18 protein-coding genes are annotated in these 16,300 nt (G+C 70.3%); 8 read left to right on the forward strand and 10 right to left on the reverse strand.

The genetic code is table 11. The features are described 5' to 3' along the window. Nucleotides 1-312: 312 nt before the first annotated feature. Together D457_RS0114780 and D457_RS0114785 are read right to left on the reverse strand one after the other, a co-directional pair. Nucleotides 313-1,851: a PQQ-binding-like beta-propeller repeat protein gene (locus D457_RS0114780; protein ID WP_020480261.1), complete on the reverse strand. Its 1,539-nt coding sequence runs from the start codon at nt 1,849-1,851 to the stop codon at nt 313-315. 119 nt (nt 1,852-1,970) lie between these two features. Continuing rightward, the gene (locus tag D457_RS0114785; protein ID WP_017581444.1) at nt 1,971-2,603 is read right to left on the reverse strand and encodes a YigZ family protein; all 633 of its coding nucleotides are present in this window, start codon (nt 2,601-2,603) and stop codon (nt 1,971-1,973) included. Nucleotides 2,604-2,703: 100 nt separating this feature from the next. Here D457_RS0114785 and D457_RS0114790 point away from each other — a divergent pair, with 100 nt between their 5' ends. The 3 genes from D457_RS0114790 to D457_RS0114800 all read left to right on the forward strand — a co-directional run bounded on the left by D457_RS0114790 (nt 2,704) and on the right by D457_RS0114800 (nt 4,610). Beyond that, nucleotides 2,704-3,387 carry a helix-turn-helix transcriptional regulator gene (locus D457_RS0114790; protein WP_017581445.1) on the forward strand — a complete coding sequence of 228 codons (684 nt, stop codon included), beginning with the start codon at nt 2,704-2,706 and terminating at the stop codon, nt 3,385-3,387. Nucleotides 3,388-3,419: 32 nt separating this feature from the next. Beyond that, entirely contained in the window at nt 3,420-3,926 is a 507-nt protein-coding gene (locus tag D457_RS0114795; RefSeq protein ID WP_017581446.1) for a DUF3291 domain-containing protein, read from the forward strand. Nucleotides 3,927-3,992: 66 nt separating this feature from the next. Beyond that, nucleotides 3,993-4,610 carry a superoxide dismutase family protein gene (locus D457_RS0114800; RefSeq protein WP_017581447.1) on the forward strand — a complete coding sequence of 206 codons (618 nt, stop codon included), beginning with the start codon at nt 3,993-3,995 and terminating at the stop codon, nt 4,608-4,610. Here D457_RS0114800 and D457_RS0114805 read toward each other — a convergent pair. Together D457_RS0114805 and D457_RS0114810 are read right to left on the reverse strand one after the other, a co-directional pair. Further along, entirely contained in the window at nt 4,607-5,335 is a 729-nt protein-coding gene (locus D457_RS0114805) for a YidC/Oxa1 family membrane protein insertase (RefSeq protein ID WP_017581448.1), read from the reverse strand. The genes D457_RS0114800 and D457_RS0114805 overlap by 4 nt on opposite strands. 118 nt (nt 5,336-5,453) lie before the next feature. Beyond that, nucleotides 5,454-5,753 carry a DUF6412 domain-containing protein gene (locus tag D457_RS0114810; RefSeq protein ID WP_026116666.1) on the reverse strand — a complete coding sequence of 100 codons (300 nt, stop codon included), beginning with the start codon at nt 5,751-5,753 and terminating at the stop codon, nt 5,454-5,456. Nucleotides 5,754-6,015: 262 nt separating this feature from the next. Here D457_RS0114810 and D457_RS0114815 point away from each other — a divergent pair, with 262 nt between their 5' ends. Then, a complete protein-coding gene (locus D457_RS0114815; RefSeq protein ID WP_017581450.1) occupies nt 6,016-6,324 on the forward strand; it encodes a hypothetical protein in 309 nt (102 codons plus the stop codon). Here the strand turns inward: D457_RS0114815 and D457_RS0114820 are convergent. Both D457_RS0114820 and D457_RS0114825 read right to left on the reverse strand, forming a co-directional pair. Further along, complete coding sequence (locus D457_RS0114820; protein WP_017581451.1) at nt 6,321-7,268, reverse strand: sugar kinase; 948 nt, start codon at nt 7,266-7,268, stop codon at nt 6,321-6,323. The two genes, D457_RS0114815 and D457_RS0114820, sit on opposite strands and share 4 nt — an antisense overlap. Before the next feature lie 34 nt (nt 7,269-7,302). After that, a complete protein-coding gene (locus D457_RS0114825) occupies nt 7,303-8,901 on the reverse strand; it encodes an N-acyl-D-amino-acid deacylase family protein (protein WP_017581452.1) in 1,599 nt (532 codons plus the stop codon). Between the two features lie 191 nt (nt 8,902-9,092). On the opposite strand from D457_RS0114825, the gene D457_RS0114830 reads away from it, so the two are divergent. Next, nucleotides 9,093-9,473, forward strand: coding sequence for a RidA family protein (locus D457_RS0114830; protein WP_017581453.1), 381 nt, complete (start codon nt 9,093-9,095; stop codon nt 9,471-9,473). Nucleotides 9,474-9,608: 135 nt separating this feature from the next. Here the strand turns inward: D457_RS0114830 and D457_RS0114835 are convergent, their stop codons facing one another. Continuing rightward, on the reverse strand, nt 9,609-10,259 hold the full coding sequence (locus D457_RS0114835) for a class I SAM-dependent methyltransferase (RefSeq protein ID WP_017581454.1): 651 nt from the start codon (nt 10,257-10,259) through the stop codon (nt 9,609-9,611). A 185-nt stretch (nt 10,260-10,444) separates the two neighbouring features. On the opposite strand from D457_RS0114835, the gene D457_RS0114840 reads away from it, so the two are divergent. Continuing rightward, nucleotides 10,445-10,765 carry a hypothetical protein gene (locus D457_RS0114840; RefSeq protein WP_017581455.1) on the forward strand — a complete coding sequence of 107 codons (321 nt, stop codon included), beginning with the start codon at nt 10,445-10,447 and terminating at the stop codon, nt 10,763-10,765. Between the two features lie 92 nt (nt 10,766-10,857). Here D457_RS0114840 and D457_RS0114845 read toward each other — a convergent pair whose 3' ends face one another. After that, on the reverse strand, nt 10,858-11,472 hold the full coding sequence (locus tag D457_RS0114845) for a TetR/AcrR family transcriptional regulator (protein ID WP_026116667.1): 615 nt from the start codon (nt 11,470-11,472) through the stop codon (nt 10,858-10,860). Between the two features lie 191 nt (nt 11,473-11,663). On the opposite strand from D457_RS0114845, the gene D457_RS0114850 reads away from it, so the two are divergent. Next, nucleotides 11,664-13,433: an MDR family MFS transporter gene (locus D457_RS0114850; RefSeq protein WP_017581457.1), complete on the forward strand. Its 1,770-nt coding sequence runs from the start codon at nt 11,664-11,666 to the stop codon at nt 13,431-13,433. Here D457_RS0114850 and D457_RS0114855 read toward each other — a convergent pair. Beyond that, the gene (locus D457_RS0114855) at nt 13,424-13,873 is read right to left on the reverse strand and encodes a GNAT family N-acetyltransferase (protein ID WP_017581458.1); all 450 of its coding nucleotides are present in this window, start codon (nt 13,871-13,873) and stop codon (nt 13,424-13,426) included. The genes D457_RS0114850 and D457_RS0114855 overlap by 10 nt on opposite strands. 176 nt (nt 13,874-14,049) lie before the next feature. Continuing rightward, the gene (locus tag D457_RS0114860; RefSeq protein WP_026116668.1) at nt 14,050-15,282 is read right to left on the reverse strand and encodes an ATP synthase F0 subunit B; all 1,233 of its coding nucleotides are present in this window, start codon (nt 15,280-15,282) and stop codon (nt 14,050-14,052) included. 378 nt (nt 15,283-15,660) lie between these two features. Between D457_RS0114860 and D457_RS0114865 the strand changes: the two genes are divergently transcribed. Then, nucleotides 15,661-16,221: a gamma carbonic anhydrase family protein gene (locus tag D457_RS0114865; protein ID WP_017581460.1), complete on the forward strand. Its 561-nt coding sequence runs from the start codon at nt 15,661-15,663 to the stop codon at nt 16,219-16,221. The last annotated feature ends 79 nt before the right edge of the window (nt 16,222-16,300 follow it).

Raw genomic sequence — 16,300 nt, forward strand, 5'->3', positions numbered from 1 at the left:
GTAGCCATTGAAGATCTCCGGGGACCGGGGGAAGCTTCACCGAAGGAGGGGGCCTTCCCGTACTCACTTCCCTACGACACCACCAGGCGCCAGGTAGTTTCCCCTCTCCTTGCGCCACAAAAGGCACCAAAAGTGGCAGAAGGTGCGTTTGCGCAGGCCACTCGGCCCTCATGGGGCACCGAGCACCAGAAAATGTGTCGCGCATCACCTGTGGAGCATTCGCGCACGTCAGGAGGCACTCGACGGCTGTTCACCCGGGCGCGACCCGAGTGTGACCAGGCCAGCTCGGAGCGACTACTTCCAGCGGAGTGATCAGCCGTCGTCGTCGGTGGGGTCGGCCTCGGGGGACTCGGGATCCTCGGCGTCACCGTCTGCCGGGTCCTCGTCCTCGATGTCCTCGGGGGTTGGGCCGTAGACGAAGCGCTGGCGTTCCTGGACGAGGATGGCGTGCCCGGTGTCGGTGACCGCCTCCACGTAGGCGGAGAGGTCGTCACCGACCACCTCCATGGTCTCGGCGTCCAGGACCAGCTGGTGGTCGCCGTCCTCGTTGGAACGCGAGTCGCCGTAGAACAGACCGGCGTGGGCGAAGGCCGGGGAGATCGAACCGTCGTCCTCCTCCAGGCCCCAGCGGACCTCTCCCTCCACCAGGTCCACGGCGACCATGGTGGCCGCGCCGCTGGCCTGCGGGAGCAGGAGGGTTCCGGTGTCGCCGTCGTAGAGCAGCCCCGGGGCACCGGCCTCGTCGAAGTGCCGGGAGACCGGGTTGGTGCCCGCCTCCGGCAGGGTCCACAGCAGTTCGCCGTCGTCGGCGCCGTGCGCGGTCAGGACCGAGGGGGCCTCGGGCCGGGTCCAGCGCAGCAGGACCGTCTGCGGGGCGTCTTCGTCCGCGGTTTCGTCCGCGCCGTCCGCGCCGTTCTCCTCGGCCTCGTCCTCCGCCTCGGGGAGCGGGTTCGTGAAGACGCCGAGGACCTGCGGGACCGGGATCGGCGCGGTGCCGGTCAGGTCGAGTTCCTCGTCGGTGGCGGCCACCGACCACAGGTGCTCGCCCGCGTCGTCGGGGTCGAGGGAGTGGGCGCGCAGGACGGAGTCGCCGGAGTCCAGCAGGACGGTCTCGCCCCAGACGGCCACGGGAACACCGAAGCGCTCGGGGTCGCCGCCGGTCTCCTCTTCGGCTTCCGCGTCCTCGTCGGTCTCGGCGTCTTCGTCGCCGTCCTCCTCCGCTGACTCCTCCCCGGTGTCCTCGTCGCCCTCTTCCTCGGGCTCGGGCTCCGGTTCGAAGGTGTAGGACCACAGCTCGTCGCCGTCGGTGTCCAGCACGGAGAAGTCGCCGTGGGGCTCCTCGGGGGCCCACTCGGCCGGGCGGCGCACCGCCACCCCGTCGAGGTAGAGGTCACCTTCCTCGGCCGGCTCCCACACGTTCTCGCCGTCGGCACCGAGCACGAAGGAGGTGTCGTCCTCGTCCGTCATGAGCAGGACCGGGGCGCCCTCGGAATCGGTGTCGAAGCCTCGGAAGCGCGCCTCGCCCTCCCAGAGGGCCGCACCGGTGGCGGCGTCGTGCAGCAGGTGGCGGTCCTCGCCGCCGGAGCTGATCAGGAAGGCACCGCCCACGGGGCTGATCCGCACGCCCAGGGGGTCGTCGAGGATGTCGTGGACGTCCGCGTCGTCACCGTGGAGGTGGCGCAGGACCTCGCCCTCGATACCGGGGGGCGCCTCACCCTCGAACTCGGTGGGAATCGGTGGGGGATCCTGGTCCGGCGCGGGAACGGGCGGTTCCGGATCGCCGGTGCAGCCCGCTACCAGCAGCGCCACTAGGCCACAGGTCAGGGCCTGGGGCACACGTGAGCTGCGCATTGACGGTCTCTCCCCACGAAACGATGACGTTTACGGCAAATCCTAAGCCGCTGGAAGGTCAAGTGGATACACAGGGCCGACCACTCGTTACGGGCCCGTGAACGCATCCGCTGGTGTTCTCAGGGCCCGGAATCGGGTTCCACCTCGATCACCGTGGTACCTCTCACCTCGAACTCCGCCTTCCCCCCGGTCAGTTCGGCCAGCCGGATCCCGAAGTCCGGCAGCTCCGCCTCGGGCAGCGCCACCTCGATGCGAACCCGGTCCTCGTAGGCGACCTCCCGGACGGTCAGCGCCGAGTCGCGCAGGTCACTCTCCAGACGCCCGCCCAGGACGTAGTCGGCGAACACGTCCACCACCAGCAGCGGGCGGCGCTCCAGCAGCCCGAACTCCTCGATCGCGGCGGACACGGAGTTGCCGTAGGCGCGGATGAGTCCGCCGGCGCCGAGCTTGGTCCCGCCGAAGTAGCGGGTGACCACCGCGACGGCATCGGTGATCCGCCGGTGGCGCAGCACCTCCAGCATGGGCACCCCGGCGGTCCCGGCGGGTTCGCCGTCGTCGCTGGAGCGCTGCACCCCGCCGTCCTCGCCCAGCACGTAGGCGGTGCAGTTGTGGTTGGCGTTCCAGTGCTCCTTGCGCCGCTCGGCGATGAACGCGCGGGCGGCTTCCTCGCTGTCCACCCTGGCCATGGCGCAGATGAACCGGGACTTCTTGATCTCGATCTCGTGTTCGCCGCCGTGTCTGATCGTTCGCATGTCGCCTGTTCAGCAGGGGTCGTGGTGGGCCGCACCAGTCTGCCATCCCGGAGGGGCCGGCCCTTTCCGGGAGCACAGTCTCCGGGAGCACAATGGGGGCATGAACGACTCCTCGATCGACGCCGCCCGGGCCCTCGGCGACCCCCTGCGACGCAGGCTCTACGAGTACGTCGCGGACTCGGGGGGCGAGGTCGGCAGGGGTGCCGCGGCCGAGGCGCTCGGTATTCAGCGCACCCTGGCCGCGCACCACCTGGACAAGTTGGTCGAGGCGGGTCTGCTGGACGTGGTCCGGCGCAAGGTGAGCGGTCGCGAAGGGCCGGGTTCGGGACGACCGGCCAAGCTGTACCGCCGTTCGGAGCACGAGGTCTCCCTCCAACTACCGCCGCGCGACTACGAGCTGGCCGCCCGGGTGCTGGCCGAGGCGGTGGAACGGCACGGCGCGGAGGAGAGCCTGCACGCGGCCGCACACGAGGAGGGGCGGCGGATCGGCGCGGGCGCCGGGGCGTGGTCGGTACTGGAGCTGCTCCGTTCCCGGGGCTACGAGCCCGACCCGAACGAGAACACGAACAGCGATGCGGACGCGACCGGCGTCCGGCTGCGCAACTGCCCGTTCCACCGGTTGGCCCGGGAGTTCCCGCCGCTGGCCTGCGGCCTGAATCTGGCGCTGATCGAGGGCATGCTCGCCGCGCACGCCGAGGGCCGGGGCGCGAAGGCCCCCGAGGCCCGACTCGCCCCGGAGTCCGGTCGCTGCTGCGTGCTGATTTCTAAAAATAATATTGGTTGACATAGAAGCGCGGGCCATGGTGTTCTTGCGCCATGAGCCAACCTCCGCACACCCCCGTGCCCCCGCCCGCGCCGTCGCACCACCTCGCGCAGATCAACGTCGGTTTCCTCAAGGCGCCCCTGGACCACGCCTCGATGGCGGAGTTCGTGGAGCTCCTCGACCCGATCAACGCCCTGGCGGACCGTTCCCCCGGTTTCGTGTGGCGACTGGTCGGGGAGGGTGAATCGGACGCGACCCGGATGCGGCCACTCGGGGACGATCTCCTGATCAACCTCTCGGTGTGGGAGAGCGTGGAGTCCCTGTGGGATTTCACCTACCAGACGGAGCACCTGGAGCTCCTGCGCAGGCGGCGGAGCTGGTTCGAACGGTTCTCCGGTGCCCACCTGGCGCTGTGGTGGATTCCGGCTGGTACGGTCCCCACACCGGAAGAGGGCGAGCGGCGCCTGGAAACCCTGCACACCAAGGGCCCCAGTGCCGAGGCGTTCACCCTCAGGAACCGGTTCGGCCCTCCGGCCACACCACGGTTCTCGCACTCGTAGTTATCTGGTATGCACCTTGGGTAACGTTGCGGGCAACCACAGCACCGAACACCCGGGAGTCCCGACATGCGCACCACGCCACTCGCCGTCGGTCTGGTCCTGACCGCCCTGCTCGCCACCGGTTGCACCCAGAGCGCCCCCTCGACGAGCGGTGGATCGGCCGCAACGGACAGCCCCGCGGCCCAGCCCACCGCCGAGCCGAGCGTGACCGCGTCGATCTTCCTCCCACCGGGGGAGGGCGCCGGGGCGGTCACCTACGACGAGACCGCGGTGCCCGAGGGCGCGACCGCGGACGTCCAGGTCCGTGTCCAGGACGGTTCCACGTTTGTGCAGTTCACCGGGACCGGCCTGGAGGAGGACCGGGACTTCGGTGCCCACGTGCACACGCGCCCGTGCGGTGACGACCCGGGCGACGCGGGTCCGCACTACCAGGACGAGGTCGACCCCGAGGCGACGGATGACGGGCCCTCCACCGACCCCGAGTACGCCAACCCCGAGAACGAGGTCTGGCTGGACATGACCACCGACGGCAGCGGCAACGCCTACATCACGTCCACCGTCGACTGGGAGTTCCGCGAGGGGGAGGCGCACTCGCTGGTGCTGCACGACGAGCACACCGCCACCCACGAGGGCCACGCGGGCACGGCAGGCGACCGCCTGGCCTGCGTGACCGTTGAGTTCTAGACCTTTCGGACCGGTCCTCGGTCCGGGATGACCCGGCGCAGGACCACCTTCTCGGCGAGCGCCCAGGCCGTCGAGGCGAACAGGTAGATCCCGGCGGCCAACGGTACGAAGGCGGCGACGACGACCGTGACGAACTGCAGGTAGGAGAGCACCCCGAGCATCGGGGGCTGCGCCGGGTTCTCCTTCATCATCGGCAGGACCACGTAGCGGCGATTGGCCCAGGCCACCAGGGCCAGGAGTAGGAACAACGCGGCGAAGACCGGGGAGACCAGGAGCCCTTCGGCGCTCGCGGCCAGGGTGGCGCCCAGCTCGACCCCGGCGAAGGTGTGCGCGAGCAGCGGCTCCTCGCCCGGACCGGCCCCGATGAAGAGCCCATACAAGGCGATGACCAGCGGGATCTGCACCAGGCCGGGCAGGCATCCGGCCAGCGGCGAGGTGCCCGCCTCGGCGTAGACCTTGCGCTGTTCGGCGACCATCCGTTCCGGGTTCCTGCCGTGCCGCTTGCTGATCTCGGCGAGCTGGGGCGCGATCCGAGCGCGCTGCTTCTCCGCGCGCACTTGGGCCACCCCCAGCGGCAGGAGCAGGAGGCGGACGGCCACAGTCAGGCCGACGACCGCCAGCCCGGCGGCCAGGGGTCCGGTGAGCGGGGTGAGCATGCCGGTGAGGACGGCGAGGATCGCCGAGAGCAGGTTGATGGCGGCCGCGATCGGCCCGAGGGTGTACAAGGATGTGGCCCTTCGTCCGGATGGAGTATGCAGACGTCAGGCCGCTCGGAGCCGCAGCGCGGCAGGGGTGTGCCCTCCAGGGCCCCAGAAGCTACTGAAGAAGTGTCCTGGGCGCGGGTCAGCGAGCGGCCGGGAGGGCCGCTCCGGGCGCTCGGGGACGCGGTCTGCCCGCCGCGTCGGGGTCGCACAGGGCGAGGACCGGGAGCTTCTTCGATCTGCGGCGCATCGCGTGCGCCGTGCCGGTGGCGGTGTCGCCGGCCGGCCACAGGGCCGTACCGCGCAGGGCCAGCCAGGCCAGGGCCGCGCCGACCGCGACGACCAGGAGGGTCAGCGCGCCGCTGTCCGCGCCGGGAAGCGGAAGGTCGACGGGGAGGAAACCGAGGGTGAGGAATTCGAGGAGGGGCAGCAGGTACTGCACGCGCACCCTCCCTCTCCTGTAGTTCTGCAGCTATCCTACCCAGCCGCCACAAGACCGACAAAAGTCCCGTTCAGCCCACGCATTCACGCTCCTGAGAAATCCGCCGACACTCCGCCGCCGCTCCCGTCCATTCGCGTGATCCTGTAGCTAAATGACACAGAGTAACCAACTCCGCACTCGGTAGCGCCCTTCGGTGCCCGGCCGCGTCTTGAAGTACCTGTGTCTTGCGGGCTCGCGTGAGCCCGGTGAAGAGGGGAATCCCGTGCCGATCCGCCCTGCGAACCTTGCCACCATGTCCGCGACCATCGCCGGTGCCATCTCGGGGATGTCCAGCAAGGAGGAGACAGCCCCGGTCCGCATCACCTTCGAGTCCGGTCACGAGCAGACCGTGGAGAACGGCGGCTGCCGTGTCCTGGAGACCGGCCAGGGCGGGGTCGTCGAGATCGACGGCGAGTCCCGCTTCGCGCTGTTCGCGGGCACCAGCTGCCAGGGCAGCCGCACCCTGGCCTCCGGCAACGGCTCGGTCCGTTTCGGCACCCCGGTCCTGGCCGGAGCCATCGTCATCGGTTAGCCGCTCCCGGAGGAGCTCTCGGAGGAGACCGTGGCGCGCATCCGCGCGACCTCGTCCGGGACCCGGTCCAGGGTGTCCCCGCGCGAGCGCAGGACCTCGCCCGCGGTCGCGTGGCCGAGGCTCAGGCGAAGGTCCGCCGGCAGGCCGTCGAGCAGGCCCGACAAGAACCCGGCCGCGAAGGCGTCTCCGGCGCCGACCTCCTCCACCACGTCCACCGGCGGGGCGGGCACGAACACCGTGTCCTCCCCGTCGAAGCAGGTCGCCCCGTGCTCGGCGTCCTTGACCACCAGGGTCGGCACCTCCGGCAGGGCCGCGCGGACGTCCTCGGCGGCGGGGGTGCCCCAGAGCCGTTCGGCCTCGTCGCGGCCGACGAACACCACGTCCGCGCGGCGGGCCAGGTCCAGCAGCACCGGTGCGGCCTCGCGAGCCGTCCACAGGGCGGGCCGGTGGTTGACGTCGAAGGAGCGCAAGGCGCCGTCCCCGGAGCGCCGGTCCAGCAGATACTCCACCAGCGCGGCCGCCCGGGCGGACAGCGCCGGGGTGATCCCGGACAGGTGCACCAACCGGGGGCCGCGGGACCAGACCTTCTCCCCGTCCGCGGCCGACATCACCGAGGCCGCCGAACCCCGCCGGTAGTACAGGACCCCCGCCCCGCCGGGTGCCGTGTCCTTCACGTACAGGCCAGTGGGGCGTTCGGGGTCCACCTCCACCCCGCGCACATCCACCCCGCTGCGGGCGACGGCGGCGATGACGATACGACCGAAGGGGTCGTCGCCCACCCGGCTCACCCAAGCGGCCCGGTGGCCCAAGCGGGCCAGCGCCACGGCCACATTCGACTCCGCGCCGCCGGTGCCCACGCTCAGCCGGGACCCCTCGGTCAGGGCCTCGGGCGAGGTGAGCACGGCCATGGTCTCGCCAAGGCAGACCGCGTCGATCCGGCTCATCGGTCATTCCTCCCGGTCCGGTTGCTCCTCCGGGTCATTGGGCATTCCTCCGGACGGATCGGCCGGGCAGGCGGTCAGTGCGCCGCCCTTCCCGGACGGTGAACTCGCCGTTGATCATGACGTGCTCGATCCCCACCGGCGTGCGGCCCGGCTCCTCGTAGGTGGCGCGGGCGTCGACGGTGTCGGGGTCGAACACCACGAGGTCGGCGACGGCGCCGATCTGGATGGTGCCCCGGTCGGTGAGGCCGAGCCGTTGGGCGGGCCGGGAGGTGAGGTGGCGGACGCACTCCTCCAGGCTGAGCAGCCCGAGCTCGCGCACGTAATGGCCGAGGTAGCGGGGGAAGGTGCCCCAGCCGCGGGGGTGCGGACGGTCGCCGACCAGGATGCCGTCGCTGCCCGCGGTGTGCGCGCTGTGCCGCATGATGGCGCGGATGTTCTCCTCGTTGCCGACCTGCAGGAGACAGCCGCTGCGGAGTTCGTCGGCGACCAGCAGGTCGGCGTAGGTCTGCCCGGGTTCCTCGCCGCGCTTCTTGGCGAGGTCGGCGATGGAGGAGCCCACCGCCCAGGAGAGCGCGGGGTCGGCAGTCCCGGTGACGACCAGGGTGGTCCAGTCCATGGGGATGCCGTGGTTGCCGTCGGTTCCCTCGGTCTCGATCTCGCGCAGGACGCGGGCGCGGGTGTCGGGGTCACGCAGCCGGGCGAGGGTGGCGGCGGTCCCGCCCTCCTGGGCCCAGGAGGGCAGCGGGGCGCCGAGGTAGGTAGCGCTGGCCCGGTAGGGGTAGCTGTCCAGGGTGACGTCGAGCCCGTAGCGGACGGTGGCCTCGTCGATGGCGTCGAGCACCTCGGGCGCGCGGCCCCGGTTCTGCGGGAAGTTCACGTGACAGTGCGCCAGGTGGAGGGGCACGTGGGCGCGGCGGGCCACGTCCAGGCACTCCTGGTAGGACTCCACGACCCGGGAGCCGTAGTTGCGGTGGTGGGGGCAGTAGTAGCCGCCCGCCGCGCGGACCGGTTCGAGGAGGGCGACGATCTCGTCGTCATCGGCGTACATGCCGGGTGTGTAGGTGAGCCCGGAGGAGAGCCCGTGCGCGCCGTCGGCCATGCCCCGGGCGACCATCGCGCGCATGCGTTCGATCTCGGCTTCTGTGGCGGGGCGGTCGTCGTTGCCCACGACCGCCATGCGGACGTTGCCCTGGGGGACGAGGTAGGCGGCGTTGGTCGGCGAGCCCCGGTCGATCAGGTCCAGGTACTCGCCCACGCTCCGCCAGGAGTGGTCGAGTTCGGGGGTCCCGTTCCACGCGGCGATCTGCTCGCGGATGGGCTCGGCGGTCTCGTCCGTGACCGGCGCGTAGCCGAGCCCGTCCTGGCCGAGGACCTCCAGGGTGACACCCTGGCAGACCTTGGCCTCGTGGGCAGGGTCGGCGAGCAGGGCGAGGTCGGAGTGGGCGTGCATGTCGACGAACCCGGGGGAGACGGCGAGCCCGGTCACATCGATGACGTTTCCTGTGGTCCTGGCGCTCCCGGCTGGGACGATGTGGCTGATGCGGCCGCCGCGCAGGACGAGGTCGGCAAGGCGGGAGGGTCCGCCGCTACCGTCGATCACCCGTCCTCCGGCGAGTACGGTCTCGGGCTGCACTGTTCCTCCGTTCGGGGTCCCCAACACCCGGTTCGGCGACTCCGCCGTCGGAGTGTCGGTGTGGCCCAAGATACGCTGCGCGAAAGATAATTGGTAACTTTGTTGCCAATAAATGTGCCGGTAGGCCGCTCGTTAAGTCGCACGAGCACCAGCGCGCGCATGTGCACGCGACACCCGACCCAAGGAGTCACATGTCCAAGAAGGCGGTCCAGACCGACAAGGCTCCCGCCCCCGCCGGCGCCTACAGCCAGGGCGTCGTGGCCGGCGGCTTCCTGTACACGGCCGGGTTCGGCCCGCAGGACCCCGAGACCGGACAGGTCGCGCCGACCGTGGGCGAGCAGACCGCCCAGGTGCTCGCCAACGTCGCCGCCGTGCTCGCCGAGCACGACCTGACCCTGGACGACGTCGTCAAGTCCACCGTCCACCTGGAGAACCTCAAGGCGGACTTCCCGGAGTTCAACGCCGTCTACGAACAGCACTTCACCGCCCCCTACCCGGTGCGGACCACCGTGGGCTCGGACCTGGCGAACATCCTCGTCGAGATCGACGTCGTCGCCAAGCTCCGCGACTGACACTCCCGCACCAGCCCGTCACTGGACATCATTCCCAGCTTGACGGTGAATCGACCGGCCGTCCCCGAAATCGGCTCCCCGGGGGCGGCCGGTTCTCTTCTCCACCCGGCTCTTCTGAACGTCCCCGGGAAGCCGCTAAGCGCGGCGGCGGGCCCGGACCACCAGGTCGTGCACGGTGTAGGTGGTCTCGTCCAGGGTCTGCTCAGCGGTCCGCACGTCGTCGACGAGCACGTCCCACTCCCCCTCGGCGAGCACCGCGGTCACCGCGTCGCCCTCGTAGAACAGCTCCGGGACCGATGGTCGCGGCACACCCAACTCCAGGTCCTTGGGGTGGTGCGCGACCACCAGGAGTTCACCGCCCGGGGCCACCGCCGCAGCCAGGTCGGCGAACAGCCGCGCCCGGGGGTTCGGGTACAGGTGCATGAACTGCGCCGTCACCAGGTCGAACGGGGGTGTGGGCGGGGCCCACTGAGTCACGTCCGCACGCAGCCAGGTGATCCGGTCCACGACCCCCTCACCCGCCTCCGCCGCGTGCGCCGCGCCACGGTCCAGCGCCACGGACGAGATGTCGACCGCGGTCACCTGCCAGCCCCGCGTGGCCAGCCACAGGGCGTCCGCCCCCTCACCGCTGCCGACGTCCAGCGCCCGGCCGGGCGCCAGGTCTGCCGCCTCGGCGACCAGGTGCCGGTTGGGACGCCCGCTCCAGACCCGCTCGCTGGAGCGGTACCGCTCGTTCCAGAACTCCTCGCCCATCTCCTCGGGCAGGGAGTCGTGTCCATCGGTCATGTGTCGACCACCTCCGCCCCCCACTCTGCTCAGCGGCAGGGGCCGAGGCGAGTTCCCTTGCCGAAACGGCAAAGAGTGAGAAGTACGTCCGGAAACTCAGGAAATACGCAGAACCAGACATCTGCCACACGTATCCCCATGGCCGTCCGCAATCACCCGATTACCGTCACCCCTGAGGAACCGAAATGATCATCTGGAACGGCTGGGGCATCCTCGTCGTGCTCATCGCGGCGGTCTTCGCCGGGCCGCTCGGCTTCCTCGCCGCCGAACTCCTGGGCAGCGACGCCGCGGGTCTCGGCGCGGGCGTGGGCCTCATCCTCGGCGCCGTGGGCGTCTACTTCGTCGGCAAGAAGCTGAACGCCCCCAAGCAGGGCTTCCACCCCGCGACCGGCCAGCCGGTCGAGTACCGCAACTCGCACACGTTCTTCTTCGTGCCGATGCAGTACTGGGCCTTCATCCTGCCGATCGGCGGCATCGCCGCGGCCGCCACGGCGTTCCCGCTCTAGGAACCCCGGCCGGGCCCTGGAAGGCCTGGACCGACACACCCCCGGACACCCCGGCCCCTCTTCTGCCTGAGAGGGTGCGGGGGCTTTCGCGTTCAGGCGGTCTCCGCTTCGGAGGCGTCGAAGTCCTTCAAGCACAGCTCCAGCAGGGCCAGCACCCGCTCCTGGAGTTGGTCGCGGTCGTGCGCGCGCAGGGCGGCGGCCCCCTCCACACGCCGGACCCGGCCCACGCCCAGCAGAACGGCGGCGACCAACGAGGCGTGCACGCGCGCGTCCGGTCCGCCGAGGTAGACGGCGAGAGGGTCGATCAGCGCGCTCTTGAGACGCCCCTGGTAGACCGCCTGAAGGTCGGGGTCGCCCGCGGAGTCGTCCAGGGAGAGCTGCAGCGGAGTGCCCTCACCGTGCAGACGCCCGACCGAGTGCTCAGCCAGCCGCTGCGCCAGGTCCTCGGGGGCGCCGTCCTCGATGAGCTTGGGGAAGACTCCGTCCTCGCGGAGGATCTCGGTGAGCAGTCCGGCCTTGGAACCGAAGTACCTGTTGATCAGCGCGACGTTCACCCCGGCGTGCGAGGCGATCTTGCGCGAGGAGACCGAGCCGTACCCCTCGTTGGTGAACAGCGCCTTGGCGCTGGCGAGGATGCGCTCCCGGGTCACCTCACGGCCACGGGCGGGCACCCGCGTACCGCCTCCGGTCTCGTCCGGACGCTCCATCTGCACACCCCTTGGTGGCCGTGATCTGGCTTTCTCGACTCCAGGTTGACACCTCTGCGCACCCCACGCCTACCGACAGCGGCGGAGAGATACCGATTTGACAGGTCAACACCGTTTACATATACCTAACGTGGATGCTTGCCCCCGGTGTGTGCCGTGGGGGCTTTCGTGCGTCCGGAATCGGGGGCCTCATGAAACAGTCGGTACGCGGGACATCCACGGCACGGGGCTGCTCCCCCGGGGCCAGTTCCCCCGCCGTCGAGGACCACCCGATCCCGGCCGCACCGGCCGAAGCCACACCCGAGTACCCCTCACGGCGGGTCGTGCGCCGGATCATGGTCGGCCTCGTCCTGGCGATGCTCACCTCAATGCTCACCAACTCCATCATCGGCACCGCGCTGCCGACCATCATGGGTGAGCTCGGCGGGCAGGACCGGCTGGCCTGGGTAGCCACCGCCGCCTTGCTGACCATGACCGCCTCCACCCCCGTGTGGGGCAAGCTCTCGGACATCTGGGGCCGCAAGCTCCTCTTCCAGATCGCCCTGGCCATCTTCATCGTCGCCTCGCTCGCGGCGGGCTTCGCCCAGGACATCAACTGGCTGATCGCCGCCCGCGCCCTCCAGGGTCTGGGGGTCGGCGGGCTGGCTACGCTGCCCAACATCATCCTCGGCGACGTCGTCTCACCCCGTCAGCGCGGCCGCTACAGCGGGCTGATCGGCATGGTCTTCGGCGTCTCCACCGTCCTCGGCCCGTTGGTCGGCGGTTTCCTCGTGGACAGCCCGCTCGGCTGGCGCTGGTGCTTCCTGATCACCGTCCCGCTCGCCGTGGTGGCGTTCTGCGTCATCCAGTTCATGTTCAAGATGCCGTTCACCCCCCGCCACAAGCCGTCCGTGGACTGGCTGGGCGCCGGGCTGATCTTCAGCGCCGCCAGCACGGTGATCGTCCTGCTCAGCCTGGGCGGCACCCAGATCCCCTGGAACTCCCCGGCCGCGTACGCCATGGGCGCCGCCTCGGTGCTGCTGACCGTCGCCGCCGTCCTGGTCGAGCGTCGGGCCAAGGAGCCGATCATCCCCACCCGGCTGTTCCGCGACCGCACCTTCGTGCTGGCCTCCGCGGGCTCGGTGACCGTGGGCATGATGATGTTCGGCCTGATCATCTACATGCCGCAATACCTTCAATTCGTGCACAGCATGAGCCCGACCGTCTCCGGGCTGATGACCCTGCCGCTGGTCGCCTCGTTCCTGGTCACCTCGATCGGCTCCGGGTTCGCGATCAGCGGCAGCGGCCGATGGAAGGCCTATCCCGTCATCGGCATGGTGCTGTGCGTGGTCGGGTTCACCGTACTGAGCCTGGCCCAGGTCGACCCTGGCCTGACCACGGTGATCGTTGGGCAGATGCTGGTGGGCCTGGGTTTCGGACTCAACATGCAGATCCTGTTGCTGGCCACGCAGAGCACGCTGCCCGTCAAGGACATGGCCGCCGGGACCGCTGCGGTCACCTTCTTCCGCAACCTGGGCGGGGCCATGGGTGTCGCGGCCTTCGGAGCGGTGATGGTGAGCCGGTTGAACGCCGAGATCGCCGCCGCGGCGGCCGCCGCTCAGGAAACCCTGACCGCGCAGTCCTCGGCCGGACCGGACGGTGCCGACTCGGGCGCTGAAGAGCTGTCCATCGGGCTGGAGAAGGCGGCCGAGGCAGCGCAGGGGTCACCAGAGCTGGTGCACTCGCTGCCCGAACCCGTGCGCGAGGTGGTCGTCGGCGCTTTCGACCACGCGATGCAGGGCGTGTTCGTGGCCGGTATCCCCATCGCGGTGCTGGGGCTGGTCGCGGTGTCCTTCATGAAGGGTGTGCCGCTGCGCGGCGGCGGCCCCGGGAAGAAGAGGGCGAAAGCGGAGCGGGCCGAGGGACCCGCGGGGTTCGAGGCGCCCGCGGAATCCGGGTCCGGGGCCGCAGCTCAGAGGTAGCGGCGGAACCCCGCGGCCGAGTTGTCGAAGCCTAGGTTGGTGTAGAAGGCGTGCGCCCCCTGGCGGCTCTCGTGGGAGAGCAGCTCGACCTTGTAGCAGCCCGCGCGCGTGGCGCGGTCTAGAGCGTCCTCCATGAGCGCCCTGCCGATGCCCTGGAGCCTGGTGTCGGGGTCGACGACGAGGTTGTCGACCACCGCCCAGGGCTGGGCATCGTGGGTCAGGTTAGCCACCACCAGCAGGTCCAGGGTCCCGATGATCTGGTTCCGGCGCTCCGCCACGAGGACGGTGCGGTCGGGGTCGTTCTCCATACGAGTCCAGGCGCGTACAGCGGCGGAGGACATGCGAACGTGCGCGCTCTGCGTGTGGGTGGTGTCACCGAGGTCGCGCAGGAGTCGCAGGATCGCACCGAGGTCGGACCGTATGGCCGCGCGGATAATCATGGCTGTCGGCATCGTAGCCGACAGCCTGCGACAAGGCGGACGTCACCCTACAACTGGCCACAAAACGCCATGGGAACGTCGAGGGCGGGACCCGGGTGGTCCCGCCCTCGTACACACCGGGTCGTACCGGCCCGGACTCCCTCAGGACCCCGAGGTGAAAGCCGGTTCGGCCCCCGTCAGGGCTTGCGAATGACCCGCACGCCCTCGTCGCCCGTCGGCGGCTGCTGACCGGCCTCGGGACGGCGGTAGACACCGGTGATGCCCGGGTCCCCGGCGTCGCTCTCCGGCGGGGTCGTCGGCGGCTGCTGCGGGCCGCTCGGCTGCTGGTGGCCCTGGGGCTGCTGCGGGCCGCTCGGCTGCTGGTGGCCCTGGGACTGTCCACCCGGGGCCGGAGCGGTGAAACGGGCGCCCTGCGGGGGCTGCGGCCCGGTCGGCTTGGGGTCGCCACCCTTGCCGTCCTCCGGCTTCGCGGGACCCTGCTCCGGCTTGGCCGCCTCGGGCCGCTGGAGCGGCTTGATGCGCACCGTCGCCTCGTCCGGCTCCTGCTGGATCGGGGGAAGCTTGGCGGTGGCCTCCTCCTTCACCGGCTGCGCGGCGGGCTTGGCCGCCTCGGACGCCTTGTTCTCGGGGGCCTTGTTCTCGGGGGCCTTGTTCTCCGGAGCCTTGGCCGCGGGCTTGGGCTGGCCCGGGTTCTGCTGCCCCTGCTGGCCCTGGGGCTTCTGGCCCTTCGGGGCCTCGGTCGGAGCGGCCGCGGTGTCCTCGCGGGACAAACCCGCCTCCAGGGCACCGGCCTTGTCCTCGGCCACGACCAGGTCGGCCAGTGTGGAGTGCATGTCCTTCAGACGGCGCAGCGCCTCGGCGTGCGTGGCCGTCAGCGTGGCCAGACGACGGTCGGCCGTGTCATGGATCTTCTTGGCCCGGGCCTCGGCCTCGCTCAGGCGGCGGTCGCCCTCCTGCTTGGCCTGCTCGCGGAGCTGGTCCGCCTCCTTCTTGGCCCCGGCGACCATCTCGTTGGCCTCGGTGCGCGCGGAGGAAACGATGCGCTCGGCGTGCTCCTCGGCGTCCTTGCGCTGCTTGGCGACCTCCTCCCCGGCCTTCTTCTGGGCCTCCTTCACCTCGGCCTCGACGCGGGAGCGACGCTCCTTGGCCTCTTCCTCGGCGATGCGGAGGATCTCCGCCATGCGCTCGCTGATCTGCTCGTGCTCAGGCTTGACCTGAGCCTTCTCGCGCGCGATCGCGAGGTCGCGCTTGTACTGCTCCAGTTCGTCGTCCATCCGTTGGAGACGCTCGCGGAGGTCCTTGAACTGGTTGTCCATTCGGACGTAGTAGTCGTCGACGTGCGCCTTGTCGTAGCCGTTCTTGCGCACTGTCGGGAACCGTTCATGCTGAAGTCCGCCGCCCGGCAACATATCGCTCATGTGCCTTTCATGTCCTTAACACCGTTGACTGCACATCGCAGATGGTGAGAGTTGCCCCGTACCCATTTGTCATCAGAACACCCATCGGGCCCGTTCCGTGCGGTTCGCCCTCAGGTGTCCGTTCTCGTGCTCCGGCTCGATGCGATGAGGGGCACCGGCCGAGAGCGGAGCGTAACGCCGTGGACACCGTCCAAACGACCAAGGTAGACACGCGCTGCGCCGCGGCGTCAAGAGCCCTGACGGGTACATCGCTGTGCGGCCCCTGGTCACGTTCTTACTAAGGTATGCGCGATCATCCCCGCACGGGGGCCGAGCGGTCAACTTCCTGCCCCTCTGCCCCAGGGGACCTACGTTTGGGAGGACCTTGACATGGTCAGCGCAACGGACGGCCCGACCGAACCAACCACGGGACCGTGGATCGGCGGGGCCCCCTTCGGTGAGCCGGAGATCCACCCCACAGCCTGGATCGCCCCCGGAGCGGTGGTGGTCGGCCGCGTCCGGCTGGGCGCCGAGAGCAGTGTCTGGTACGGGTCGGTCCTGCGCGCCGACACCGAGGACATCGTGGTCGGTGAGAAGGTCAACATCCAGGACCAGTGCGGTCTGCACTCCGATCCCGGGCAGCCCGCGATCCTGCACGACAACGTGAGCCTGGGCCACAAGGCGATGGTGCACGGCGCCATCGTGGAGGAGGGCGCCCTCATCGGCATCGGCGCCATCGTCCTGGGCGGCGCCCGAGTCGGCAAGGGTGCGCTGGTCGCCGCCGGTTCGCTGGTCGCACCGGGCAAGGTCGTCCCGCCGAACACCCTCTGGGCCGGGGTGCCGGGCAAGGTCGTCCGGGAACTGAACGACGACGACCGGCTCGTGCTGGAGCACACCCCCACCGCCTACGCCGGCTACGCCGTCCAGCACCAGGACGTCGCCTGGCGGTAAGGCAACCCGGCCCCGGAGCCCGGACACGACGGAACCCGGTGCGCGGACGGTGCCGCGTACCGGGTTCGGTTCCGTATGT

The organism is Nocardiopsis valliformis DSM 45023 (assembly GCF_000340985.1).
Classification (GTDB): domain Bacteria; phylum Actinomycetota; class Actinomycetes; order Streptosporangiales; family Streptosporangiaceae; genus Nocardiopsis; species Nocardiopsis exhalans.

Excerpts from the sequence above, each read along its gene's own strand:
- D457_RS0114800 (WP_017581447.1), top strand. The coding sequence starts at position 3,993 with ATGCGCACCACGCCACTCGCCGTCGGTCTGGTCCTGACCGCCCTGCTC.
- D457_RS0114855 (WP_017581458.1), bottom strand. The coding sequence starts at position 13,873 with ATGATTATCCGCGCGGCCATACGGTCCGACCTCGGTGCGATCCTGCGA.
- D457_RS0114835 (WP_017581454.1), bottom strand. The coding sequence starts at position 10,259 with ATGACCGATGGACACGACTCCCTGCCCGAGGAGATGGGCGAGGAGTTC.
- D457_RS0114820 (WP_017581451.1), bottom strand. The coding sequence starts at position 7,268 with ATGAGCCGGATCGACGCGGTCTGCCTTGGCGAGACCATGGCCGTGCTC.
- D457_RS0114785 (WP_017581444.1), bottom strand. The coding sequence starts at position 2,603 with ATGCGAACGATCAGACACGGCGGCGAACACGAGATCGAGATCAAGAAG.
- D457_RS0114845 (WP_026116667.1), bottom strand. The coding sequence starts at position 11,472 with ATGGAGCGTCCGGACGAGACCGGAGGCGGTACGCGGGTGCCCGCCCGT.
- D457_RS0114850 (WP_017581457.1), top strand. The coding sequence starts at position 11,664 with ATGAAACAGTCGGTACGCGGGACATCCACGGCACGGGGCTGCTCCCCC.
- D457_RS0114865 (WP_017581460.1), top strand. The coding sequence starts at position 15,661 with ATGGTCAGCGCAACGGACGGCCCGACCGAACCAACCACGGGACCGTGG.
- D457_RS0114790 (WP_017581445.1), top strand. The coding sequence starts at position 2,704 with ATGAACGACTCCTCGATCGACGCCGCCCGGGCCCTCGGCGACCCCCTG.
- D457_RS0114860 (WP_026116668.1), bottom strand. The coding sequence starts at position 15,282 with ATGTTGCCGGGCGGCGGACTTCAGCATGAACGGTTCCCGACAGTGCGC.
- D457_RS0114780 (WP_020480261.1), bottom strand. The coding sequence starts at position 1,851 with ATGCGCAGCTCACGTGTGCCCCAGGCCCTGACCTGTGGCCTAGTGGCG.
- D457_RS0114830 (WP_017581453.1), top strand. The coding sequence starts at position 9,093 with ATGTCCAAGAAGGCGGTCCAGACCGACAAGGCTCCCGCCCCCGCCGGC.
- D457_RS0114795 (WP_017581446.1), top strand. The coding sequence starts at position 3,420 with ATGAGCCAACCTCCGCACACCCCCGTGCCCCCGCCCGCGCCGTCGCAC.
- D457_RS0114840 (WP_017581455.1), top strand. The coding sequence starts at position 10,445 with ATGATCATCTGGAACGGCTGGGGCATCCTCGTCGTGCTCATCGCGGCG.